The organism is Haloarcula salina (assembly GCF_049603855.1).
Taxonomy (GTDB): domain Archaea; phylum Halobacteriota; class Halobacteria; order Halobacteriales; family Haloarculaceae; genus Haloarcula; species Haloarcula salina_A.
The window spans coordinates 36,715-61,135 of sequence record NZ_CP187150.1 but is presented as its reverse complement, the minus strand read 5'-3'; the positions used below and the strand labels follow the sequence as shown (position 1 = coordinate 61,135).

Here is a 24,421-nt window from a genome sequence, read left to right as displayed (position 1 = left end):
TATATCGCTATACCAAATATATGGTAACGAAGCTGAGGCTATATCGGGTCCAGCAAGGCTGTAATGCATGTATTTGGACGAATTGTTGAGGGAGAAGATTCCAGAGTGGAAACAATATTAGACCATCATCAGTAATTCAGGCCCACTCTATGTCTCCATCTTCAACATGATTTGTACTGAAAAGAACATCAAATTGGTCCGCATAGTACCGATAATGAAAGACTGCGTCCCCGTTACCTGAGTCAGGACGAGTCACACTAGCGGTGTAGCTGATAGTACTCCCATCCACACTTGGATTACTGAGTCTGAACGTATCTTCTTCCGGCAAGACTCCAACTGCCACATATAGCGAATAAGTACTAAAATTTGTACTCAGCCTTTCTCTGACCCGATCCAGCGTATTTGGTGATAGCGACTGTTCGAATTCGTCTTCAGAATCCAATAATACTGCCCAAATCGTGCCAACTCCATCGTCTAACTGAGGCTGTTCGGAAAAATATCGGTCCTCTGCCTCAACTAAGCGGCCAGATGTTTGCTCACTTATATTCTTTCTATTTGTAAACTTAACTGTCGCAGCACTCCCGACCACTGCACCACCAGCAGAAAAGAGGAAATCTCGACGAGAGATCATATTATACTAATATATCCGAACGTTCTCTATGAAATATCTGACGTAAAATCCGGCTATTCCCGTGCCTCTAACACCAGATCTGCCAGCCGATCTGGCTGTTCAGTACCCAGTCGAAGTAGTGCGTCATGGAGCTCTCGTTTTGGGACGTCACGGACACCTTCGTCTCTGAGTGCGCGTTTAACCTCGAAATCCAGTGCATCCTCGAAGGCCTCAATCGTCTCTTCGCGCGCGTATATGGCCTCCTGTTTGCTTTGGTCGAACGAAAAGGCCGGACGGTCGCGTGATTCGGGTTCTGTACGCTCGCTTTCTATACTCTGAGCGCGCGAGTCAGTGTCAGTGGCTTCGGGCATGGATTGAGGCTCCGCTTCGTCATCGTCATCCGCGTCCTGCTCGGCCGCCGCGTCTTCGAGATCGTCAAAGCCCATCAGCGGTTCACCTCCCCCGTCTCGACAATCTGGGCCAGTTCGTCATAGCATTGAAGCTGATCGCACTCTGCGTCGTAGTCACGTAGCGGCACGCCCTCGTCGTTGGCGTTATCGATGGCCGCTCGGTGGCGGATTCCCGGCAGATCGACATCGTACGAGCCGTTGTCGACGGCCTCCCAGTCCTCTGGAGAGAGATACGCGTAGTTCGGGACGTGCTTCGCGACGGCCTCGCGCGTCGTCATTTCCCGCAAGAGTCGCCGATCGCGGGTGTCGTGGTCGATACGCCCGCTGAGATCTGTCGGTGTAACCGCGAGAATGTCGAGATCGAAGTACTCGCGGGCCTCCATGACGAGACGCTGAACCGTGTTCGTGAGCCCGGTTTCGTAGCCGTTCTCCGGTCTTAGCGGGATAATGATATTGCCCGTCGCATACATCGCGTTGTCGTTCAGCTTCCCGCGATTAGCTGGACAGTCGATGACAATGTAGTCGTACGTCTCACCGAGTAGCTCTCCCACTAGTTCCTCTTTGAGTCGAGTCGTCCCCATCGTCGCCTCCTTGAGGCCGGACTGGACGTCCTCCAGATTGACGTGTGCCGGGAAGAGGTCGAGGCCATCGCTGACAGACGCGATGTACTCGTGCGGATCCGCCCCGTCGAGCAAGACATCGGCAGCGTGGTTCGTATTCCAGCGCTCACCGCGGTATGCGTCATCATGACCAAGGATGAGCGTCATGTGTCCGTTATCGTCGAGATCCACCAAGAGTGCACGTTCGTTTCGGTGCGCGAGCTCGCGACCGAGATTGATTGCGGTCGTCGTCTTGCCGAAGCCACCTTTCAAGACGCCGACAGCGACTGCGCGTGGCGTTGGTGAATCAGTATCCATAGCAAACGGTTTTACCTTAGGTGACTTAGCTATTGTGCCTAAGTAACCTAAGGTGAGTAAGATACCTAATTTGTCTAATTTTACTAAGTTACCTAAGGTAGAGAAGGTGCCTGAGCTACTGAGTGTGACTAATTTGACTAAGCTATCTAAGATACCTAAGGTACCTCATCTGTCTGAGTAGCAAATAATAGTTAACGTCAGCGCTGTGGGAGACAATACAACTCCAGTAAAAGGCGGATCGGGGAACAGTGTAACCGACGGTCCACAGGATCTACGAAAGCAGCCGCTCGATATCTCGATAACTCGGAGGAGATGGTTCGTGAATGGTATTCACATATTTAAGCTGGCGAGTTAAGGGATATTGCAACGGAGGCTCTCTCTAATCTTGATGGGTAAGATGTTTCCATTTGGACACTACTTCGCTTTTCACTTTCCAACCTTCAGCTTGGGAAATTCGTTGTACTTTTTCCCGAGAACGTCTGTGTGAACTGTATGTTTCGATCTGGGAGTGTCTCGTGTTTTTTCATTAGTATTGAGCGTATAGACTATTAGAGTAGAGGTGTTCGACGAGACTTATCTAAACATGCTGGGATACTAATATCATTTCACAGAAAAAGAAACCAACCAGGGGAATATATGACTATATTTGATTTTTGTGGGTTTAACACCCATATTTCGAAAATAAATAGTCAGGTATTCTACCACACGCACTCATGTCGGTTATTATAGGTTTTGAAATTAGATATAGAAAAGTAAGTACTATTAACCTATATTTGGAACAAAATTTGTATATAATCCGAAATTTTAGTGGGCTGGGTCCGCTGTACTTCAGCCATCCGTCCTCATCCGTGCTGCCGCCGGTTTGACAGTAACGGACGAGGAGTCCTCTCGCAGAATCGGATCAGCGACCGCTGCGTGGAGGTATACCGATCCTCGGCGTACGTCGGCATCGAGAGTCGCGTTCGTTTCAACAGCGGAGCTGTCAGTTGAGACGAGCACCGTATCGCCCGGTTCGATGCCTCGTTCGCTCGCGTCGTCCGGGTGGATTCGGAGCAATCGGTCGTCCGGTTGTGTGTTACCGTAGAACTCGCTCGTGCGGCCGCCGGTCACCAATTCGAGTCCGTCGGTTCGGCTGGACTCCCCAATCGGCTGTGGTGTCCCGAACGCGGCCAGTCCGTCGACAGTTGCGAAGCTCTCGCGATACAGTACGCCGTCATTGGACGGCCACTGTCGCCCCTCGTCGCCGATTTCATCAAACGAGAGCCGCTCGTGTGTCGGCGCGACTCGAGTCAACTCGTCGAACACCTCACCGATGCTCGCGTACTCGAAGTAATTCTCGTCCTCGGCTTCGAAGAACCGCTGTCCAATGGCCGCGAGAGTGGCGGCGTCTGACTGGGCCGCACCTGGCGGTCTCGATCCGGGGCGCAGTCGCTGGACCCGCCGTTCGAGATTCGTCACGGTCCCGGCCTTCTCGACGCCGGCCGCGGCCGGGAGTACCACGTCGGCGTGGCGCGTCGTCGCGCTCGGAGTGAGGTCGAGGACGACGAGCACGTCGAGCGCGTCGAGTCGCTGCCGAACCCACTCGCGGTCTCGTTTCGAGATGGCGGGATTCTCACCGACGACGAGCGCGCCTCGGACGCCCTCGCCGAACGAGGAGAGGAGTTCGAACGCATCCGCTCCCGGCGTCGACGGTGGTTCGACCCCCCACTCAGCGGCGATGCGAGCGCGTGCGTCGTCGTCGGTCACCGACTGGTGGCCGGGGAGCCAGTCGGGAACGCACCCAACGTCAGTTGCTCCCTGTTCGTTGACGAGGCCCCGGAGGACGTACAGCCCGGCCCCGCGGCGACCGATGTTCCCCGTCAACAGGAGCAGGTTCAGGAGCGCTTCCGACGCGTTCGCTCGGCCGTTCGTCCCTTCGACACCGGTCCCCACCATCGCCGCAACGCAGTCGGCGTTCGCGACTACATCACCGACATGACGGATCCGCTCGCTGTCGACATCCGCGACGGCCGCCGCGCGCTCCTGGTCAAACCCCCTCAGCGCGGCCGCGAACTCCCCGTAGCCATGCGTTCGGCTATCGACGAAGGTGCCATCGATGCCACCGCGCTCGAGGATTGAGGCGCTCAGTAGGTCGAACACGTGCGCGTCCGTGTCCGGCCGCGGCGCGAGGTGCATGTCGGCTAATTGTGTTGTCTGATTCCCGACTGGGTCGACGTGAATGAGCGTCGTTCCACCGTTAACGGCGGGCCTGACGAAGCTATTGAATGCGACTGGCTGTCGCTCGGCGGGGTTCGCGCCGGCCACGAGGATGACATCCGCCTCGGACAGACCTTCGAGGCTGTTCGTCGTCGCGGGATAGCCGAGCCGTTCCGAGAGCGCTCGCGCGGTCGCGGAGTGGCAGTGTCTGGCGCGGTTATCGACGTTGTTCGTCCCGAGCGTCCGCGCGAGCTTCTGCAGCAGGTAGTTCTCCTCGTTGGTGCAGTGAGGCGCACCGAGGAAGGCGAGCGCGTCGGGGCCGTGTGCGTCGACGACGGCCTCGAACTGCTCGACGACGCGGTCGTACGCTGTCTCCCAGGAGACGACGCGCCGGCCGCCACCCTCCCGGACGACCGGCTCGGTGAGTCGCTCGTCGGCCACCTCGAAGGCGCCCACGCCGCTCTCGCAGAGCCGACCGTTCGGATTCGGTGGGGCGGCGACGCCCCGAGCACGTGACTCGTCGGACCCCGGCCGCAGGCGACAGCCGACGCCACAGAGCGGGCAGACCGTCCCTGTCTCGGTAGGCGTGTGATCGGTCATCCTAGCCGTCGTCGTTCCTGAGTCGGCGTCCCTGGGCCTTCAAGACAGTGATGACGTAGCCGAGGCCTGCACGAGCGTCGCGGCCGCCGAGTTGCCTGAGCGCGCCGAGCAGCCCGACGGGCTCGGACTCGCGACGCGCCTCGCCCACCGCGCCGAGAAGGTCGTTCAGTCCGCGGGCCGCGTCCTCGTCGATTTCCAGCGCCGAGAGCGTCTTCGCGAGGTCGACGAGCGATTCGAGGTGTCCCTCGCGCTGGAGTTCGAGGACCAGGTCCATCGCCTCGACGATTTCGGTCCCGTTCGATTCGAGCATCGACGACAACTCCTGGACCTCCGTGGGGGAGAGCGACTCCGAGAAGGCGGCGGCGATGGTCACCAGGTCGTCGAGCTGGCCGTCTCGCTGGAGTTCGAGGACCGAGTCCAGCGAGTCCAACAGGTCGTCCGCGTTCTCGCCGACGGCAGTGGCCAGCGCTGCCGCGTCTTCGGTCGAGAGCCCGTCGAGCGCGTCGACGAGGTTCGCGGTCGAGGCCGTGATGTGGTCGAGTTCGTCCTCGTCGGCTGCCGCGGCAATCAGTATCGCCGTCGTGAGCGCGTCGTCTAGGTCGTCGGTGCGCGCGACGATGTCGGCGATGTCCTCGCCGTGTTCGGCGAGCGCCTCCCGGAGGGCCGCCTCGCCGTCTTCGTCCATCGCTTGCTCTCGGCCGCCGTGCGTGGCCGACACCGGGTACGACTCCTGTGGTTCGGCCATCTCAGTCGTCCCCCCGTGCGACTTCGCCCTCGACTGACGCCATCGTCTCCGCCTCTCCCTCGTAGGGCCTGATGCGCACGGCCGACACCTTGAACTCCGGCGTCGCCGCCGCCGGGTCGAGGTGCTCCTCGTCGGTGAGGCGGTTGACGGCGCTATCGGCGAAGTGGATCGGCACGAAGACGTTCTCGGGGCCGACGCGGTCGGTGACCTGCGCCGGCACAGCGATCTCTCCGTTCCGGGATTCAATCGTGACCAGCTCGCCGCTCTCGACGCCGAGTTCGGCCGCCGTCTCGGGGTGGATCTCGACGAAGTTGTTCGGCGAATACTGCATGATGCCCGCTTCTCGGTGGGTCATCGTCCCCGTGTGGTACTGATAGAGGACGCGCCCAGTCGTGAGCGTGAACGGGTACTGCTCGTCGGGCGTCTCCGCCGGTTCGCTGTACCCGATTCCCTGGAGGTTCGCCTTCCCGTTCTCGGTGTTGAACTCCTCGGTGTAGAGCCGCTCGGTTCCCGGGTGGTCCTCGTCCCAGCAGGGCCACTGGAGTCCGCCCTCCGCGTCGACGCGCTCGTGGCTCACGCCCCCGTACAACGGCGTGAGCGAACTGACCTCTTCCATGATCTCCGCACTCGAATCGTAGTCCCACTCCCACCCCATCCGGTTGGCGAGGTCCTGCAGGATTTCCCAGTCGGGCCGGGAGTCGCCTTTCGGCTCCATGACCTGCTTGACCATCTGGACCGTCCGGTCGGTGTTGGTGAACGTCCCCGTCTTCTCGACGAACGAGCATGCCGGGAGCACCACGTCGGCGTACTGCGCCGTCTCGTTGACGAAGAGGTCCTGGACGACGAGGAACTCCAACTCCCGCAGCACGTCTTCGGCGTGGTTGACGCCCGGTTCCGAGAGGGCGGCGTTCTCGCCGATGATGTACATTCCGCGGACGTCATCGTCGTCGGCCGCGAGGAACATCTGGGTCGTGTAGTAGCCGTACTCCGGCGAGATGTCGCAGTCCCAGGCGTCCTCGAACTTCGCGCGAATCTCGTCGTCGGCGATGTCCTGGTACCCGGGGAAATTGTCGGGGAGCGGCCCCATGTCGCCGCCACCGCCCTGGACGTTGTTCTGCCCGCGGAACGGCGAGACGCCCGCGCCCGGCTTGCCGAGGTTGCCGGTGACCGCCGCGAGGTTCGCCATCGCCATGACGTTCTCGGTCCCGTGGGAGTGCTCGGTCAGACCGAGCGTCCATCCGAACACGCAGGCGTCGGCCGCGGCGACGGTCTCCGCCGCGGCGGCAATCTCTTCCGGCGGGACGCCGGTCACCTCCTCCACTCTCTCCGGCGTGAACTCCTGGACGGCTTGCTTCACGTCCTCGAACCCGGTCGTCCGCTCGGCGACGAACTCCTCGTCGTGGAGGTCGTTGTTGACGATGTAGCGGGTGAGGCCGTTTATCCAAACTGCGTCGTAGCCCGGTTTGACTCGACTGTACTGGGTGGCGTACTCGGCGATCTGGATCTCTCGCGGGTCGAACACCAGGAGGTCAGCGCCGTCCCGGACGTTCTGCTTGATGCGCGTCGCGAGCACCGGGTGGGCCTCCGTCGTGTTCGAGCCCGTCAAGAGGATGCAGTCCGCGAGTTCGAGGTCTTCGGTGGTGATGGACGCCGCGCCGTAGCCGTACGTCCGGGCGAGGCCGGCGACCGTCGAGGAGTGACACAGCCGGTTGCAGTTGTCGACGCTGTTGGTTCCCAGCACCTGCCGAGCGAACTTCCCCATCAGGTAGTTGTCTTCGTTCGTCGCCTTCGAGGACGCGATCACCGACAGCGCCTCCCCGCCGTGTTCGTCCTTGATCGCGCCGAGTCCCTCGGCGACGCGCGACAGCGCCTCGTCCCACGACGCCTCGCGGAACGCCCCGTTCTCGTCACGGACCAGCGGCGACGTCAGCCGGTCGTCCGAGTTGATGAAGTCGTAGCTGAACTTCCCCTTCACGCAGGTCGAAATCCCGTTGACCGGGGCGTCCTCTTCGGCCGTCGGTCGGGCCGCCAGGACCTCCTCGCCGTCGGAGTAGAGGTCGAACCGACACCCGACGGCGCAGTACCCACAGGTCGTGTCCTCGACGTTTAGCTCCTCGAGGCGCTTGTCGCCGATGGACTGGGCGATCTCGAACAGTTTCCCCTCGGGCAGCGTCTCGGCGGCCACGCCCTCGGCGACGTGTTCGACGTTCTTGAGCGCCTGCTGTTTGGCTCGCTGCATGTAGCCGGCGACCCCGTCCAGGTCGTCGCTCACGGCCAGTCACCCCCGCTGGCACCGTCGTCGTCCCAGACGTCCGTCGCAGTCGCGTCGTCACTCGGCGACGGGTCGTCCGTCTCTCGCTCCTCGCGTTTCTTCGGCGTCATCGGGCCCTTGGTCGTCCCGGAGCTCTCGTATGCGGTCCCGACGCTGTTCTTCTGATTGAAGCCGGGGAGGGGAATCGTCGTGGCGTCCTCGATGCCCTTCTCGACGAGCGACCCGGTCGGACAGACGGTCGCGCAGTGACCGCAGGAGACGCAGGCCGAGTCCTCCATCGTGTCCGCGTCGCTCTGGAACCCGATACGGGTGTCCTGTCCCGAGCCTTCCATCCGGAGGACGCCCTCGACCTGCACGTCGTTACAGGCGTCGACACACCGGTTACAGAGGATGCACTTGTTGCGGTCGATCTGGATGAACGACGAGGTGTCGTCGAGGGGCTCGTACTCGCCGCGGTCGTCGAGGACGCCGTAGCGCGGTTCCTCGACCTCCTGCTCGATGGCGGCGTCCTGCAGCTCACAGCGGCCGTTCTTCCCGCAGGTCGTACACCGGAGGTTGTGGTCCGACAGGACCAGATCGAGGTTCACGTCCCGCGCCTCCGACGCGGCGCCGGCGTCGGTCCGGACGGTCAGCCCGTCCTCGGCGGGGAAGCTACAGGCCGGTACGACGCCGTGGGCGTCGGTCTCGACCATGCAGGTGCGGCACTCGCTCCGGGGACCGATGTCCTCACGCCCGTAGTGACACAGGGCGGGGACCGACTCCTCGGGCTCGACGCCCTCGATGGCGTCGATGAGCGTCGCGTCCGCTCCGACCGACACCTTGGTGCCGTCGACCGTCACGGTCGCGGGACCGTCGCCCCCGACGGGCGGGTCGGTCGCCGTCCCCGGCGCGATCTCTTCTGTCAGCGGCGGTGCGTCCGCGGTCTCGTGTGGTTCCGAACTCATGTTATGACGCCTCCAGTGCTTCCGTACAGCTCCCCGCTGGACACCGACCGTCGGCGTGGGCCTCGAACTCGGCCTCGAACGCCGAGATTGCCGTTCGCGTCGGCCGGCCGGCCCGAACGCCGAACGCGCAGATGCTCGACGTGTCCATGACGCGAAGCAGTTCCTCGATGCCGTCTCGGTCGTATGCGCCGCCGTAGATGTCTCGAAGGAGTTCCGCGAGCTGGGTCGTTCCTTCGCGACACGGCACGCAGCGGCCGCAGTTCTCCTCGGACGCGAACGTCGCCTGCCGGCCGACGAACTCGACGATACAACGGTCGTCAGCGAGAACGCGAACGGCTCCCTCGGTCCCCAGGTCCGCCTCCTCGAGGGCGGCCGGGTCGAGTGTGACGTCCGTCTCGCGGGTCACGCCGCCGAACTGCCCACCGACGCAGGCGGCCTTGAACTCCCCAGTCGCGTCGGCCGCGTCGACTGCTTCGGACAGCGTGGCCGTCTCGGGGAGTTCGAGCGTCACGGGCGCGGCCACGTCGCCTGTCACGGTCAGCACGCGAGTACCGGGTGCTTCGTCCCGCCTGAGCGTTACTGCGAGATGCGCGAGCGTCCGCGGCGTGTGCAGGAGCGTCGGCCGTCCGTGGAGACCCACCTCCTCGGGACCGGGCGGCCGGAGCCGCGCCTCCAGGCGGTGGTTCCCTTCGACGGCTTCGAGTGCCATCGTCGGTTCGGCGGCCTTGTACTCCGCGGGACCCGTGACCACGTCGATGGGGGCCGGCGGCTCGGGGTACGTCTCGGCGGCGGCGCTGACGGTCTCGACCGAGCGTTCGTCGTCGGCAGACGCGTAGACGACGATTCGGTCGGCACCGACTGTCCGGGCGACGGCGACGGCCCCGTCGAGAACCTCGAACGGTGCGCTCGCGAGCAAGAGCGCATCCGAAGCGGCTCCGTGACCGTTCACCACGACCGAAGACGCTCCGTCCGCCTCGCGGACCGACTCCCACGTTCCCGCGACGGATTCGTCCTGACACACGTCGCCCCACCCTCTCCCGTGAAGGGATTCCCCGACCTCAAGGACCCTCGCCGGGCTCGGAGTCCCGAACCCACCTGCGGCTTCGTGGTCCGCTGTGCTCGTCGGTCGACGCCAGCCGCAGGCACCGAGCACGGTGCGCTCGCCCGCACCGAGTCCGGGCAACTCCGGAACCGGTAGCTGATCCGTCTGGGGGTCGTGGTCGGCGACGGCGTCGTAACCGCCGGAATGCGCCGTTTCGGCGCTGTCAGCGTGTGCACAGAGTTCGGCGACGCGTTCGGGCGAACACCGCGTGTGGAACGCGGTCCGGCCCTCGTGTGTCACGGCGACGAGTGGCTCGAGTCCCTGCGCGCCCGTCGACCCGACGGTGACGACGCCGTCGCGAGTCGTGTTCGTTTCCGAGAGGACCCCGTCCGGGTCCGACGCCGAGACACGAACGATTGGCCCATCGCCTGTCATGATGGCTGTCATTTAGTGCTATCTTTATAAGAGATGCAGTCACACAATGATAAATCATCGGGACGCGGAGATCCGACGGTTCGGATCCGACCGCGACGCAGTACAGCCCTCGGGAAACCAGGAACGGTAGGACCCTACTGGGACAGAGGCACGATACGACTCGAGTGTACCGGGATGTAGTGATTACTCCAGAGCTGGGCTCGACTCTTCCCGACGGAGCTGTTTCGCTTGGCAGATGGTACGTGTACCGTTCCTGTATCATATGCATAACTCAACACAAACATAAAATTGTCGCATTTTGCTACGTGCTCCGTCGGCTCGGGTATCTCTGTGTTACACAACGATGTCACTTGCTGCCGTGGTGCAAGACAGTTTGTACGGCTTAGCGACCATGCCACTCCGGCTCTCGTTCCTCGAAGAAGGCGTCGATACCCTCGTTTTTGTCTTCTGTGGCGAACAACTGCGCGAACAGCTCCGCCTCGTAGTCGATGCCGTTCTCGATGTCCATTCGCGACGCTGCGCGGACGCTCTCTTTGGCGTATTGGAGTGCGACGGAGCTCTTTTCGGCGATGGACTCGGTGATGGCTGTCACCGCCTCATCGAGGGTTTCTGGGTCGCTCACCTCGTCGACGAGCCCGATGTCGTGGGCCTCCTCGACACCGATGAGGTCGCCGGTGAGAATCAGCTTCATCGCCTGTCCCTCACCGACGAGTCGGGGAAGTCGCTGCGTCCCGCCACCGCCGGGGATGATGCCGAGGTTGATCTCCGGCTGCCCGAGTTTCCCACCGCGCTGGGCCACCCGGATGTCACACGCCATCGCCAGTTCGAGCCCGCCGCCGAGCGCGTGTCCGTTGATACGGGCGACGACCGGCGTCCCGAGGTCCGCAACGGTCTCGTACACGCGCGGTCGCTCGCTCGCGCGACGCTGTTCGAGCATGTCTCGCTCGCGGAGTTCGCTCACGTCGGCGCCGGCGACGAAGGCGTTACACGCCGCCGAACCCGTGAGGACAGCCACGCGCGCGTCCGAGGCCTCGATGGCGTGCAGGACCGTCGTCAGTTCCTCCCGGACGGTGGCGTTCAACGCGTTCCGCGCGTCCGGTCGGTCGATTGTGGCGGTGACGGTCCCGTCGCCGTCGCGCTCGACGCGGACTGTCTCGTACTCTTCGTCCAGCGCCTCGGCCGACACCTCGGTCATCGGTCACCCCACTCGCCGCTCGTCGCGACGGCCTCGCCGTCCTCCCAGACGTAGAAGCCCTCGCCGGATTTCCGCCCGGTCTTGCCCGCGCGGACCTTCCGCTTCAGTAACTGCGGCGGCTTGAATCGCTCGCCGAGTTCCTCGCGGAGGTACTCGAGAATGTCGAGGCGCACGTCCAGCCCCACCATGTCGGTGAGTTCGAGCGGGCCGACGGGGTGGTTGTAGCCGAGTTCCATCGCGGCGTCGATGTCCGCCGGCGAGGCGACGCCCTCCTCAACCATCCGGATCGCTTCGACGCCGAGGGCGACGCCGAGCCGCGAGGAGGCGAACCCGGGCGTGTCGCGGACGACGACCGGGGTCTTGTCGATGCTGTCGACGTAGTTCGCCGCGAACTCGCGGGTCTGGTCGCTCGTCCGCTCCGCGACGACCGTCTCGACCAGCGACATGATGTGGACCGGATTGAAGAAGTGCAGCCCGACGAACCGCTCCGGGCGGTCGAGCGCGCTCGCCAGTTCGGTCACCGAGAGCGACGAGGTGTTCGTCGCGAGGACGACGTCCTCGTCGACGGCCGCTTCGGCCTCCGAGAGGACGCTCTTCTTGAGGTCGACCTTCTCCGGGACCGCTTCGACGAGCAACTCCGCCCCCTCGGCGGCGGCGTCGAGGTCCGTCTCGCCGGTGATCCGATCGAGCGTCTCGCGCTTCTCGGCCTCGGTGACCTTTCCGCGCTCGACGCCGCCGTCCAGATTGGACCGGATGGAGTCCAGCCCGCTCTCGATCTGTTCGTCGTCGATGTCGCGTAGCGTTACGTCGTGTCCGGCCATGGCGCTCACCTGTGTGATACCATGGCCCATGGTTCCAGCGCCTAGTACGGTTACCCGCATATGTACGGACGGTACAGGCGACGACATAAGTGTTAATACTCCGGGTATTCCGTCGCTCGCCGCGGCGACCCTCGGTCGGAGTCACACGCGCCGACGGAAGAGCAATGTGGCTGGCCCCTGTGAGTGGACCCGTGCAGGAACCAATCTACGGCAAGTCACCGGAGGTGGCGGACTCCGCGTTCGTCGCGAAGCAGTCGGCGCTCATCGGCGACGTGACGGTCGGCGAACGGAGCAGCGTCTGGCCGTTCACTTGTCTCCGCGGCGACGACAGCGAAATGCCGACCGTCGTCGGTGACGAATGTAACGTCCAGGAGTTCTCGATGCTCCACGGCGCGACGCTCGAAGACCAGGTGTCGATCGGCCACAACGTGACCGTCGACTACGCGACGGTCGGGGAGCACTCGCTCGTCGGCATCAACAGCGCGGTACTGCGTGGCGCGACGGTCGGGTCGAACTGCCTCGTGGCGGCGGGGAGCCTCGTCAGACAGGGCCAGACCGTTCCCGACGGCCACCTCGCCTACGGCGCTCCCGCCGAGACCCGCCCGCTGAGCGAGACACAGCGCGAGGAAATCGACATGGTCCACGAACACTACGTCGAACTCGCTCGCGACTACGGGGAGACCGGCCGCTTCGAGTGACGGCGGAGCCGGTGTTTTATTGTCGCCCCGCTCGCTAGCGTGAGTGACGCGACGATGTTCGATACCCCACAGTGCCCGGAGTGCGGTGACCCGCTCGAAGACGACGACGGCCTGCCCGACAGTATCGAGGATGGGGCCCTCCGCGTCGCGATCGACTGCCCGTCCTGTGGCGCGCCCCTCGCCGTGGAGTTCGACGACCTCGACCCGCGGACGGGCGACGTCGCGATTTCGATCCGCATGCGCGAGACGTAGCCGTGCGATGCCGTCGAGCGGACCAGCAATTATAAGGTGATTTCCACCCACCTCAAACACATGACCGATAGCTCGGCTGTCAGCAGCGAAGCCGATCGCGTCATCGACGCGCACGTCCACATGAACCCGTTCTGGCGGCTGGACGACGACGCGCTGGCGCTCCTGCGCGAACACGGCCACGGCTTCGAGAAGAAGGTCGACCTGGCGAAGAACCCGGAGAAGTTCGTCTCGTATCTCGACGAGCAGGGGATCGAGCGCGCGGCGATCATCAACTACGTGACGCCGATTCTGGGCTACACCCACGACGTGAACGAGTGGGCGGCCTCGTTTCGCGACGCCGCCCCCGACCGCGTACTCGCGTTCGGCGGCTTCGATCCGAACGAGGCAGACGACCCGGAAGCGGTCCTCGACCGCGCGATCGACGACCTCGCCCTGGACGGTATCAAAATCCACCCGCCCCACCAGAACGTGCAGGCGAACGACTACCTCGACGAACCCGGTTATCGGGGTCTCGACGGTCTCCGACGCCTCTACGAGCGCTGTGCCGCGGCCGATATTCCGGTGATGGTCCACACGGGAACGAGCATCTTTCCCGGTGCCCGCTCTCGGCTCGCCGACCCGATGCCGCTCGACGACGTGGCTGTCGACTTCCCCGACCTGGACGTCGTCATGGCACACGGCGGTCGACCGATGTACACCGACGAGGCGTGGTTCCTGCTACGTCGCCACGAAAACGTCTACTTCGACGTGTCGTCCATCCCGCCGTCGAACCTCCTGGAGCACTTCCCGCGACTGGAAGCGGTCGCGGACCAGACGCTGTTCGGGAGCGACTGGCCCGGCCCGATGGTTCCCGACATCGGGGAGAACGTCGCCGACATCCGAGCGCTCGACGTCCCAGATGAGGCCGTCGACCGAATCCTCTACGGGACCGCTGCGGAACTGTTCGACCTCGAATGAGCGCGTTTCGCATCGCACACCCCCACGGCAGTCCGGAGGGCGAGAACAGCACGTACGTCTTTCCGGACCGTGGCGTCGTCGTCGACCCCGGGCCGCCGGGCGAGGACGCGTGGGGAGTTCTCCGAGACGGCCTGGACGCCCACGGATTCGACCTCGGCGACGTCGAGCACGTCGTGCTCACGCACTGGCATTCTGACCACGCCGGCAACGCGCCGCGACTGGCCGCGGCTGCGGACGCCGAACTGCACATGCACGAGCGGGACGCCCCGCTGATCCGGTCGTACGGTGAGGAGCGTCGCCGCCGCGTCGAACGTGACGCCGAGACGCTCGAACAGTGGGGAGCGCCCGAGTCAGTCGTCGACGTGCGCGATAGCGACGCCCCGTCGCCGATACCCGATACCGTGCCCGTGACCGGCCACACCGACGGCGACCGCGTCGCCGGTCTCGAACTCCTGCACACCCCCGGCCACACGTGCGGCCACCTCGCGGTCCGGGACGAACGGACGCTCTACGTCGGGGATGCGGTCCTGCCGATGTACACTCCCAACGTCGGTGGAAGCGATACCCGAACCGCCACGGAGAACCCGCTCGAACGATACCTCCGGGTGCTCGACCGCCTCAGTGACCTGGACGTGGACCGTGAGGCGCGCCCGGGACACGGCCCGACGGTCTCGCTCGACGACCGAATCGAGGCCATCCGCCGCCACCATCGCGAGCGCGTCGACGCCGCCGTGGCGGCGATACCGGCGACTGGCACGGCGACTCCGTGGTCGGTCGCACGGACGCTGTTCGGCGAGATGGTCGGTATCCACGCGAAGATGGGCGCGGGAGAGGCCGCCGCACACCTCGCTCACGCCGAGCACTCCGGACGAGTGGTGCGGGTCGGGGACCACCCCATCACCTACCGCCGGTCTTGAGTCGCAGTGCGCGCCTGCGTCCGGGACCGGAACTCGGCGTGTGAAAACACCGGGAGAATCGAATATAGATGATTGAACATTAATTATATATACTACCGTTGTTTACACCGTCTTAGCCCCAGAGAATCGGTTCCACGGCATTTCACTATGACACAATACAGCACTGCCGAAGAAAATTTGCCAGACGACACCGACGGTGAGATACGCCTGCAAGTGACCGATACGGACACTAAGGAGATATTCGTGACGCGGGCCCGCGTGTCCCGGTCGGCGACCGACCTCGACGACCCGGAACCGCTGACGGTGGTCCGCGGGCCACACGAGAACATCAAGGAGGACTGGCACATCGAGATCCTGGAATCGAACCCGGAACTCGACGACATCGACGACGAGATACTCCGCGACTGTATCGAGTACAGCCGCAACGAGTCGAACGTCATCAACGCCCGGTCGGAGGACGCTCGCGCGCTGTTGCAGTACCTCGTGGCAGTCGGGGAGTTCGAGTCGGTTTCGGACGCCGTCCGGACCATCATCAACGCGTACATGCAGGACACCTACCCCGAACTCCTGGACGCCTACCTAGACGCGAAGGCCGAGCAGATCCGCGACGAGATGTCGACATCGTTCGGTGAGAAGCGATGACGGGCGGGGCGTCCGAAGCCGCCGACAGCTTCCGTGATTACCTGGCTCGACTCGAGGAGCGAGACGCGTGCAACCGAATCGACGAGCGCATCTCGTGGAATCTCGAAGCGGGCGCGGTCACGATGCGCGCCAACGAGCGGGACGCCCAGATTCCGGTGTTTGAGGACGTGAGCGACGGCTCTGACGCCCGGCTCGTCGGGGACCCGTACCGCGGGCCGCGCCGCCAGCCCTGGAAGCGAATCGCGATGGCACTCGGGGTGTCCGACGCACGGACGACCGACGACTTCTACGAGGAGATCATCGACCGCGTTCGGTCGCCCATCGCACCGACGGTCGTCGACAGCGACGACGCGCCGTGCAAGGATACCGTCAGGACGGGCGGTGACGTCGACCTCCTCTCGTTCCCGTGGCCGTTCCTGCACGTCGGCGACGGCGGCCGCTACTCGAATCTCCACACGCTCATCGCCGACGACCGGAACACCGAGTGGACCGACTGGTCCTCGCACCGGGCGATGCTCCATGACAACACGCGCGCGAGTGTCCTCCTGCTGGCCGGCGAGCAGACGCCGAACATCTACTACTACAAGTACGAGCGCCACGACGAACCGATGCCGGTCGCCATCGTCATCGGCGCCGAACCGGCCGTCGAGTGCGTCTCGATGATGTGGATTCCGACCGGGCGAAACGAGGCGGAGTTCGCGGGCGGCCTCAAGCGCGGCCCCGTCGAGCTCGTCGAGTGCGAGACGAACGACCTCCTCGTCCCGGCGACCGCGGAAATCGTCCTGGAAGGACGCATTCTGCCGAACAGTCGCCTCGACGAGGGGCCGTACGGGGACTACTTCGGCTACATGCACGGGCCGCGCCGGTCGATGCCAGTGCTGGAGATTGACGCGGTGAGCCACCGCGAGCGGCCGTTCATCCCCTTCCGCGTGGAGTGGTCCGAGGTCGGGTACGCCCACAACACGACGTCGTCGATGGAGGTCGCGTGCGTCGGCCCCGACGCGACACTCGGTCTCCGCGCGGCCGGGTTCAACGTGGAGAAGCTCGCGCCCTGGCCCTTCACGCCGCGGACCGTCTACGTCATCTCGACCGAGACGACGCGGCCCGATTACCTCCACGAACTCGCGAATTTCATTTTCACGACGTGGGGGATGCTCCACGTGGACTTCTTCGTCTTCGTCGACGCGGACGTCGACCCGTTCGACCAGCGTGCCGTCCTCGAAGCGGTGTCGCTGTACGCCGACCCCGACGCGGACTTCCATCAGTTCGGTGCGGAGTCGATGCCGAAAGTGCCGCTCAACATCTACCAGACGCCCGAGGAGAAAGGCGACGTGCAGATGGGGACCTCGAAGGCGAAGACCGCGAAGACGTACATCGACGCGACGCGACCCGAGGGAGAACCGCTCCGGAGCGGAGCGCGGGTCGGCGACAGCGAACGCCGGGAGCGCGCCCGGGCGGTTCTCAGAGACGCCGGACTGTCCGAAGAGACGCTCGACACAGCGCCGGTCGCTCCGAGGGGTGAGCGCTGATGACCGGCGCACGTTCGTTTCGCGACGGTGTTGCGGAACTCGACGACGCTGACGACCTCCTGACAGTCACGGAGCGCGTCCGGAGCGAGGATGTCGCCGCAGTGGCGGCCGAGGCGCTTCGCTGTAACGGGCCGGCGGTGCGGTTCGACGACACCGACGGCATCGTGACGCCCGTCTCCGGAGCGCTCGCCGGCCCCGAGCAGGTGACACAGTACCGGGAGAAGCCGTGGACGCGCCTGGCGCTCGCACGCGGCCTCGGCGCCGACGCCACGTACCGGCGCGTCGTCGACCACGTCGCCGGCCCCCTCGACGGACCCACCGACCCGGCGGAAGACGGCCTGCGCGCCGACCAGTCGACGGCGAACTGTTCCGACCTGGGCCTGCCGCCGCTGGAGCCCGGCACGCCGCCGGCATTCACGCTCGGACTGTTCGCCATCGACGACGGTGAGACGACACAGTGGCTCCCGGCCCGCGGGACCGTCCAGAGCCCGAACCGGCTCCGGGCCGTCGTTCCGGCGGACGGCCTCGTCCCCTCGGCGGAGACGGCGTCGCTCTGTCTCGGCGTCCCGGCGGCCGCGACGACGAACACGCTGTTGCACTGGCTCGACCGGACCCAGACAGGGAGCATGCGTCCGAGTACGCGCTCAGAAGACGTCTCGGTCGCGACGCTGGACGGGCGGACTGTCCCGGCGACATCAGAGGTCGTGGTGACCGGCTCCATCTCGGAATCCGAATCCGTGGCGGCAACCGGGACAGCGTCGATGTGGGAGCGGGCGATGGAGACGGCGGTCGTCGACATCGACGTGGACACTGTCGCTCACCGCGAGGGTCCCCAGGTCCCGGTCGTGCCCCTCGGCGCGCCGTTCGCGGACGACATTCACCTCGTCGGGATCACCGAATCGGCGCGGCTGAGCTACCGCGTGAACAACTACTGGGGCATCGAACCCGCCGAGTGGATACGGCTCCCGGCGGAGACGTGTCTGGGCATGTGCGTCGTCGCCTCGGAAATCCTGTACGCCGGCTTCGAGTGGCAGCTGGCGAACACGCTGTTCTCGTTCTCGAACCTCTTCGACAAGGTGCTGATACTGGACGAGAACACGTCGGCGGCCGACCTCTCGCGGCCGCTCGACGACATCTGGGTGAAAGCGCACCCCTCACAGGACTGGGTGTTCAGCGAACCGAGCGCGCCCGCCGCGACGGCCCCGCGATACCGGACCGACGGGACGCCCGGGTCGCGGCTCTTCATCAACGCGTCGTGGGACCCCCGGTGGGACGAGGAGTACATCGCCCCCCGCGTCACCTACGAGACCTCCTATCCCGAAGCGGTCAGACAGTCCGTCGCGGAACTGTGGGACAGCTTCGGCTTCGAGTGAGCGCGTCGCCGGTCATTGCGGAGTGAACTTCAGTCCGTACCGCGTGACGCCTTCGGCGCTGTAGATTCTGCGGAACCGCGCCTCGACTCTGTCGCCCACGGAGACTTCGTCGAGGTCGCAGTCGGTCAGTTGGACGGGGAACCGCGCCGAGTCGCCCGCGACCGTCGCTTCGACGATGGCAACGCCGAAGGGGCCGTCACGACGCTGCTGGGGGACGAACTCCGGCGGCGCACCGCCCTGTCCGATGACGGTCGACGCGACGATTTCGCCGGATCGGGGGAGCGAGACGGACTCGAAGGTTACCCGCTCATGACAGTCCGGACAGGCTCCCTCGGGCGGGAACGCGACCGCGCCGCAGTCGGGACACTGGCCGGCTTCCAGACGGTAGCGCTGCGGTATCGACCGCTGCCACGAGGGCAAACTCACGTGTGCGCCACCGCCGGCAACTTCGGCTTCGCCGATCGTGCCGCGCTCGCGCAACGCCGTCGCGTAGGGGACATCGACGCCACCGTCGAGCGCCGCCGAGAGGCTGGTCTGAACGGGCTCACGAACCTCGAAGGCCAGCGCCGTAGCGGACGCCCCGCTGCCGAAGCATCCGGCAACGACGTGTGACGCGGATTCGCTCGCGTCGATGGCTGCCAGGAGGCCGAGCGCCGGCGTCGCCGCGCCGGCGTCGCCGACCTCGTCGACCAGCGTTCCGCGTGTGATGGTCTCGGCGTCGTAGGGTAACGCCCTGGCGATACGATGTGGGATGTCGGAGGTGGGCTGGTGGAGGGCCGTACCGGTGACGGCGTCTGCGGGCACGTCGAGCGCCTCGACGGCCTCCGCGACGAGGTCCCTGATGGTCTCTCGCTCGTAGGTCGTGATGTCCAGGCCGTCGACATTCTCGGATCCGGACTCGCGGAACCGGATTCCCGGCGCATCCCGGGAGCGCGTCGCCGCGTCGGTCAGGGCCACGGCACCGCCCGCAGCGAACAGGAACGCGGCGGCGCCGGCGCCGACCCGCTGGCCAGCCTCGCCAGGGTCGCCAGCGGGCGCGTCGGCCACGACGGCCAGGGCGGGACCGTCCGCGCGGGCCGCCGAGCGGAGCGCGTCCGCGCCGGCCACGGTGCTCTGGGTCGACGTCGCGAGCGTGCTGTCCGCTTCGAGACCGAGCGCGGCAACGGCGCGGGGACCGAACTCCTCCTCTTCGAGCGGCGGCGTCGTGGTCGCGACGGCTAGATGGTCGACCGCGCTCGCTTCGAATCGGCTCGACTCGATGGCGTCGCGTCCCGCGGCGACCGCCATGGTGAGGGTGTCTTCGTCGGCCGCCGGCACGGCCGCTCGCGCGACCGGCGCGGATGTCCCCCACGCGGCTTCGATTTCGTCGCCGTCGAGACGCAGACGCGGGACGAACGCACCGGTCGCGACGATACCGCGGTCCGAACTCATCGTGCACCTCCGTCAGCCCGCTCGAAGACGTGGACCGTCACGCCACCGCCCGAGCCGCCGACGTTGTGCGTGAGCCCGACGTTCGCCCCGTCGACCTGTACGTGCGCGTCGCCCCGGAGCTGTGAGAACGCCTCGACCGCCTGTCCGGTTCCCGTCGCGCCGATGGGATGGCCCTTCGATTTCAGGCCGCCGGACGTGTTCACGGGAAGGTCGCCGTCCGGGTCTGTGACACCCTCGCGGAGGAGGCGCGGGGCCTCACCGCGGTCGCAGAATCCGAGATCCTCGTAGGCGGCGAGTTCGGCGATGGCGAAGCAGTCGTGGACCTCCGCGAAGTCGAGGTCGTCCGGCTCGATGTCGGCCTCGTCGTACGCGCGCTGGGCGGCCGTCACGGACGCGGGGATGCCCGTCAGCGACTCGCGCTGGAACAGGCCCACCCGACCGCTGGCCGCGCCGGCTCCAGCGACGCGGACGGGCGCGTCAGAGAGTTCGCGTGCGACCGACTCGCTCGCGACGAGCGTAGCGCTCGCGCCGTCCGTCGTCGGACAGCAGTGATAGAGGTTCAGCGGCGCGGCGACGTCGGGCGCGTTCATCGCGTCTTCGAGCGAGCACTCGAAGCCGAGTTGCGCGTGGGGGTTCTGCGCCCCGTTGGCGTGGTTCTTGACGGCGACCCGCGAGAGGTCCTCTTTCGTCGCGCCGTATTCGCGCATGTAGGCGCTCGCCATCTGCGCGTAGACGCCGGCGAACGTCGTCCCGGAGAGGCGCTCCCACTCCGTCTCGCCGCTGACGCCGAGCCACCACTTCGTGTGGTCGCCGCTCATGTCGGTCATCACTTCGTAGCCGCCGGCGAGCGCGAGGTCCGCCATGCCGGAGCGAACGGCCATCACGGCCTGTCGGAGCGCGTACCCGGAGGCCGCACACGCGTTCTCGACGCGCGTCGTCGGAATCCCGTGGAGTCCGAGGTGTTCCGTCACGGCCGGACCGCTCAGCCCCAGTTGTCGCCCGCCGACACCGAGCGTGCCGAGGAACGCCTCGTCGATTCTGTCGGGGTCGAAGTCGCCGTCGACGCTCGCTACCGCTTCGTCGAACGCGTCGTCGAACAGCGACCGGTACGACTCACCGGGGAACGATCCGAAGTCTGACTGTCCAGCGCCGATGATGTACGCATCGGTCATATTGAGTAGATAATGATGAGCGACTATAAGGTACGGGGGTCCGGCCGAGCAGTTCACTCCTCGGTGAACAGCGGGCGCAACTGGGGCGCGAGCGAAGTCGGGGCACCCGACTCGTCGAAGCACCCGTACTCGGTGACGCCCTCGATGCGGACGCGGCCGTCGCTCTTGAACTGGTGTCCGATTCGGAGTGTCTCCTCGGTGACGGCCCGAACGTCCGACTCGACGGTGAGCGTCGACTCGTACTCCACGGGGGAGAGGAACTCCCAACGCCAGTCGCGCAGACGGAACGGTTTGCAGTCCCTGTCCGTCGCGTCGAGACCTGCCCCCCTCGATTCGATGAACCGTTCGAGCGCCACGTCGGCGAAGCGCGGATACTCCTCGAAGTACGCGAGTTCGGAGCACTCGATGTGGGGACTTCGGATGTCGAACGACTCCGAAAAGTGCGGCAACTCCCCACCACCGTCCGCTCCGCGCGGTCCGACCTCGGGAGGCGACTCGTCGAGCGCCGCCTGAAACTGCTCCCGGGTGTCCGCCGGAAGGGGCGCTGCCCCACCGTCCGGCGCGATGGTGACGTGCGTCACTTGCCCCGTGGCGAGACGGTCGCCGCGGCCGTCTGTCATCTTGTAGCACAGTTCGACACTGCTCTCCCCGACCGATGTCGGCGTCGTCTCGACGGTTACCGTATCACGGAACCCGGGATAGCGATACACCGTCGTCGCTGCGACGACGGGCGCGTAGGGGATGCCACCGGCGTCGACGATGTCTTCGAACGCGTGGCCGAACGCCTCAGTAACGACTTGCGTCGAGATCAGCTCCCAGTCGAAGAACCGTGCCCCGTGGACGAGCGGCCCCGCGAGTTCACCGAACCGAACGTCGTGGCTCTCGATCGTGTGCACACTCTGTTGGGTGTGACAGGAGCTATTAAACGTCTCGGCCCGGCTGGTTTTATGTCGCTCCGGAAACCACGTCGGGTATGGTTCGAGTCGAGACAGCCGACCGCGTCCACACGATCTCGTTCGACCGTCCAGAGACGAAGAACTCCTTCACCGTCGCGGCGGCGAACGAACTCGTCGACGCGCTGGAGGCGGCCGAGCGCGAGGACGCCCGCGCGGCGGTCGTCACCGGCGACGGCGACGCGTTCTGTGCCGGCGGCGACATCGATGCGATGGCCGAACGAGACGAGACGCCGAGCGAGGCCTACGAGCGCGTGCAGTCGACGCTCAACGCCGTCGTCGAAACGCTGCTGACGGCTCCCTTTCCGGTCATCGCGAAGGTCAACGGCGACGCCGTCGGGGCCGGCACCAACATCGCCGCGGCGTGCGACTTCGCGTACGCCGACGCCGAGGCCCGGTTCGGGGAAGTGTTCGCCAACGTCGGCCTGATTCCAGACTCCGGCGGGACGTTCCTCCTCCCGGCGCTGGTGGGTCTTCGGACGGCGAAGGAACTGACGATGACGGGTCGCCTCTTCGATGCCGATGAGGCGGCGGACCTGGACCTGATCAACCGCTCGGTACCCGCCGGCGACCTCGACGCGTCGGTCGACGAACTGCTGGAGACGCTCGACGGCAAGCCGACCGAAACGCTCGGACTGACGAAGCGCGGGATCCACGAGAACATCGGGCGACCGTTCCGTGACGCCCTCGACCGAGAGGCCCACCTCCAGACGCTCGCCTACGGCAGCGACGCCCACGAGACCGGCGTCGAGGCGTTCCGCAACGACGAGCGACCCGAGTTCCGCTGACCCCTATCAGTGACAAAATATAAATATCACGAAAGAGTGTTTCGAGTGTGAGCTACGACGGTCCAACAGACTTGTATATCGACGGTGAATGGACGCCCGCCGCAGACGGCGAGACGATCGACACGCTCGACCCTGCGACGGAAGAAACGTACGCGACAGTGGCCTGTGCGTCCGCCGAGGACGTCAGCCGCGCGGTGACGGCGGCGGACGCCGCCGCTGAGCGCGGCTCGGAGTGGCGGGAGATGGCGCCAAGCGAGCGAGGCGCGGTCCTCGACGCCATGGCGGACGAGATCGAGGCGATGTCGGACGAGATTATCCTCGTCGAGTCCCACGACAACGGGAAGACCCCGTTCGAGGCGGGCCTCGACGTCGAGATGGTCGTCGACACCTTCCGGTACTACGCCGGCTGGGCGGACAAGCTGACCGGCGAGACGATTCCCGTCCCCGGGAACCGGCTCGACTACACCCTGCAGGAACCGCTCGGCGTCACCGCCCACATCGCGCCCTGGAACTACCCCTTCCAGCTGGCCGGGCGCAGCCTCGCACCCGCGCTCGCCTGCGGGAACACGGCCGTGCTGAAGCCGTCGAACACGACGCCGCTGTCGGCGTTGTACTACGCGAAGGCCGCCGAGGCGGCCGGGCTCCCCGACGGCGTCCTGAACGTGATTCCCGGGACCGGCTCCGGCGCGGGCAACGCGCTCGTCAACGAGAGCGCCGTCGACCACGTCGCCTTCACCGGCAGCACCGGCGTCGGCAAGCACATCATGTCCGAGGCCGCGGACCACGTCACGGGCGTGACGCTCGAACTCGGCGGCAAGGGTCCGAACATCGTCTTCCCCGACGCGGACCTCGACGCGGCCGTCAACGGCGTCCACTACGGCATCTTCATGAACTGCGGACAGATGTGCTGGGCGGGCTCTCGGCTCCTCGTCCACGAGGACGTCAGCGACGAGGTCGTCGAACAGGTCGTCCAGCGCGCCGAGAACACGCCGCTCGGGAGCGGCATCGACGACGACGGTCGGATGGGACCCGCCGTGAGCGCGGAGCACCGCGACGAGGTCCTCGAGTACATCGAGACCGGCGTCGAGGAGGGCGCGACACTCGCGGCCGGTGGCGGTGTCCCCGAAGACAAGGACCAGGGGTACTTCATCGAACCGACCGTCTTCACCGACGTGACCAACGACATGACCATCGCCCGCGAGGAGATCTTCGGCCCCGTCCTCTCGGTCATCGAGTTCTCGGACTACGAGGAGGCCCTCGAAATCGCCAACGACTCCCCGTTCGGGCTGAGCGCTGGCGTCTGGACCTCGGACATCGACACGGCCCACGACGCGGCCGCGCGCCTCGATTACGGGATGGTCAGCATCAACGAGTACCCCCAGACCTTCCCGCAGACGCCCTTCGGCGGTTTCAAAGAGAGCGGGATCGGTCGAGAGCAGGGGACCGAGGCGATCAAGGAGTACACGCAGGCGAAGAACGTCAACGTCAACATCGATCGGTAACCGTACGGGACGCGAATTTC

21 protein-coding genes are annotated in these 24,421 nt (G+C 65.3%); 9 read left to right on the top strand and 12 right to left on the bottom strand.

The window, feature by feature from the left end:
- Window positions 1-684: 684 nt before the first annotated feature.
- From ACOZ4I_RS20175 to ACOZ4I_RS20135, 9 genes are all read right to left on the bottom strand, one after another.
- Window positions 685-1,056 carry a hypothetical protein gene (locus ACOZ4I_RS20175; RefSeq protein WP_424005773.1) on the bottom strand — a complete coding sequence of 124 codons (372 nt, stop codon included), beginning with the start codon at window positions 1,054-1,056 and terminating at the stop codon, window positions 685-687.
- Window positions 1,056-1,937, bottom strand: coding sequence for a ParA family protein (locus tag ACOZ4I_RS20170; protein WP_424005771.1), 882 nt, complete (start codon window positions 1,935-1,937; stop codon window positions 1,056-1,058). Before ACOZ4I_RS20170 ends, ACOZ4I_RS20175 begins: the two co-directional genes overlap by 1 nt.
- 828 nt (window positions 1,938-2,765) lie before the next feature.
- The gene (locus ACOZ4I_RS20165) at window positions 2,766-4,733 is read right to left on the bottom strand and encodes a molybdopterin oxidoreductase family protein (protein WP_424005769.1); all 1,968 of its coding nucleotides are present in this window, start codon (window positions 4,731-4,733) and stop codon (window positions 2,766-2,768) included.
- Between the two features lies 1 nt (window position 4,734).
- Complete coding sequence (locus ACOZ4I_RS20160; protein WP_424005767.1) at window positions 4,735-5,478, bottom strand: DUF1641 domain-containing protein; 744 nt, start codon at window positions 5,476-5,478, stop codon at window positions 4,735-4,737.
- A gap of 1 nt (window position 5,479) precedes the next feature.
- Window positions 5,480-7,717 (bottom strand): formate dehydrogenase subunit alpha, encoded by a 2,238-nt coding sequence (fdhF, locus tag ACOZ4I_RS20155; protein WP_424005793.1) that lies wholly within the window; start codon window positions 7,715-7,717, stop codon window positions 5,480-5,482.
- A gap of 29 nt (window positions 7,718-7,746) precedes the next feature.
- Window positions 7,747-8,694 carry a 2Fe-2S iron-sulfur cluster-binding protein gene (locus tag ACOZ4I_RS20150; RefSeq protein WP_424005765.1) on the bottom strand — a complete coding sequence of 316 codons (948 nt, stop codon included), beginning with the start codon at window positions 8,692-8,694 and terminating at the stop codon, window positions 7,747-7,749.
- A 1-nt stretch (window position 8,695) separates the two neighbouring features.
- Window positions 8,696-10,171 carry an NADH-ubiquinone oxidoreductase-F iron-sulfur binding region domain-containing protein gene (locus tag ACOZ4I_RS20145; protein WP_424005763.1) on the bottom strand — a complete coding sequence of 492 codons (1,476 nt, stop codon included), beginning with the start codon at window positions 10,169-10,171 and terminating at the stop codon, window positions 8,696-8,698.
- A 382-nt stretch (window positions 10,172-10,553) separates the two neighbouring features.
- Window positions 10,554-11,366, bottom strand: coding sequence for an enoyl-CoA hydratase/isomerase family protein (locus ACOZ4I_RS20140; RefSeq protein ID WP_424005761.1), 813 nt, complete (start codon window positions 11,364-11,366; stop codon window positions 10,554-10,556).
- Window positions 11,363-12,247 (bottom strand): 3-hydroxyacyl-CoA dehydrogenase family protein, encoded by an 885-nt coding sequence (locus tag ACOZ4I_RS20135; RefSeq protein WP_424005759.1) that lies wholly within the window; start codon window positions 12,245-12,247, stop codon window positions 11,363-11,365. Before ACOZ4I_RS20135 ends, ACOZ4I_RS20140 begins: the two co-directional genes overlap by 4 nt.
- Before the next feature lie 131 nt (window positions 12,248-12,378).
- On the opposite strand from ACOZ4I_RS20135, the gene ACOZ4I_RS20130 reads away from it, so the two are divergent.
- The 7 genes from ACOZ4I_RS20130 to ACOZ4I_RS20100 all read left to right on the top strand — a co-directional run bounded on the left by ACOZ4I_RS20130 (window position 12,379) and on the right by ACOZ4I_RS20100 (window position 18,555).
- The gene (locus tag ACOZ4I_RS20130; protein ID WP_424005757.1) at window positions 12,379-12,885 is read left to right on the top strand and encodes a gamma carbonic anhydrase family protein; all 507 of its coding nucleotides are present in this window, start codon (window positions 12,379-12,381) and stop codon (window positions 12,883-12,885) included.
- Between the two features lie 54 nt (window positions 12,886-12,939).
- Complete coding sequence (locus ACOZ4I_RS20125; protein ID WP_424005755.1) at window positions 12,940-13,137, top strand: hypothetical protein; 198 nt, start codon at window positions 12,940-12,942, stop codon at window positions 13,135-13,137.
- Window positions 13,138-13,197: 60 nt separating this feature from the next.
- Complete coding sequence (locus ACOZ4I_RS20120) at window positions 13,198-14,094, top strand: amidohydrolase family protein (protein WP_424005753.1); 897 nt, start codon at window positions 13,198-13,200, stop codon at window positions 14,092-14,094.
- Window positions 14,091-15,011 (top strand): MBL fold metallo-hydrolase, encoded by a 921-nt coding sequence (locus tag ACOZ4I_RS20115; RefSeq protein ID WP_424005751.1) that lies wholly within the window; start codon window positions 14,091-14,093, stop codon window positions 15,009-15,011. Before ACOZ4I_RS20120 ends, ACOZ4I_RS20115 begins: the two co-directional genes overlap by 4 nt.
- Before the next feature lie 177 nt (window positions 15,012-15,188).
- On the top strand, window positions 15,189-15,653 hold the full coding sequence (locus ACOZ4I_RS20110; protein WP_424005749.1) for a hypothetical protein: 465 nt from the start codon (window positions 15,189-15,191) through the stop codon (window positions 15,651-15,653).
- Window positions 15,650-17,182 carry a UbiD family decarboxylase gene (locus ACOZ4I_RS20105; RefSeq protein ID WP_424005747.1) on the top strand — a complete coding sequence of 511 codons (1,533 nt, stop codon included), beginning with the start codon at window positions 15,650-15,652 and terminating at the stop codon, window positions 17,180-17,182. The genes ACOZ4I_RS20110 and ACOZ4I_RS20105 overlap by 4 nt, the downstream gene beginning before the upstream one ends.
- Window positions 17,182-18,555, top strand: coding sequence for a UbiD family decarboxylase (locus tag ACOZ4I_RS20100; protein WP_424005745.1), 1,374 nt, complete (start codon window positions 17,182-17,184; stop codon window positions 18,553-18,555). Before ACOZ4I_RS20105 ends, ACOZ4I_RS20100 begins: the two co-directional genes overlap by 1 nt.
- A gap of 12 nt (window positions 18,556-18,567) precedes the next feature.
- Here ACOZ4I_RS20100 and ACOZ4I_RS20095 read toward each other — a convergent pair whose 3' ends face one another.
- Genes ACOZ4I_RS20095 through ACOZ4I_RS20085 form a run of 3 tightly spaced genes read right to left on the bottom strand, consistent with a single transcriptional unit; the run spans window position 18,568 to window position 22,054 of the window.
- Window positions 18,568-19,986 (bottom strand): zinc ribbon domain-containing protein, encoded by a 1,419-nt coding sequence (locus ACOZ4I_RS20095; protein WP_424005743.1) that lies wholly within the window; start codon window positions 19,984-19,986, stop codon window positions 18,568-18,570.
- Window positions 19,983-21,158: a thiolase domain-containing protein gene (locus ACOZ4I_RS20090; protein WP_424005741.1), complete on the bottom strand. Its 1,176-nt coding sequence runs from the start codon at window positions 21,156-21,158 to the stop codon at window positions 19,983-19,985. The genes ACOZ4I_RS20095 and ACOZ4I_RS20090 overlap by 4 nt, the downstream gene beginning before the upstream one ends.
- A 53-nt stretch (window positions 21,159-21,211) precedes the next feature.
- Window positions 21,212-22,054, bottom strand: a complete 843-nt coding sequence (locus tag ACOZ4I_RS20085) for an acyl-CoA thioesterase (RefSeq protein WP_424005739.1) — start codon at window positions 22,052-22,054, stop codon at window positions 21,212-21,214.
- 77 nt (window positions 22,055-22,131) lie between these two features.
- Between ACOZ4I_RS20085 and ACOZ4I_RS20080 the strand changes: the two genes are divergently transcribed.
- Both ACOZ4I_RS20080 and ACOZ4I_RS20075 read left to right on the top strand, forming a co-directional pair.
- Window positions 22,132-22,899: an enoyl-CoA hydratase/isomerase family protein gene (locus ACOZ4I_RS20080; protein ID WP_424005737.1), complete on the top strand. Its 768-nt coding sequence runs from the start codon at window positions 22,132-22,134 to the stop codon at window positions 22,897-22,899.
- A gap of 47 nt (window positions 22,900-22,946) precedes the next feature.
- Complete coding sequence (locus ACOZ4I_RS20075; protein ID WP_424005736.1) at window positions 22,947-24,401, top strand: aldehyde dehydrogenase family protein; 1,455 nt, start codon at window positions 22,947-22,949, stop codon at window positions 24,399-24,401.
- The last annotated feature ends 20 nt before the right edge of the window (window positions 24,402-24,421 follow it).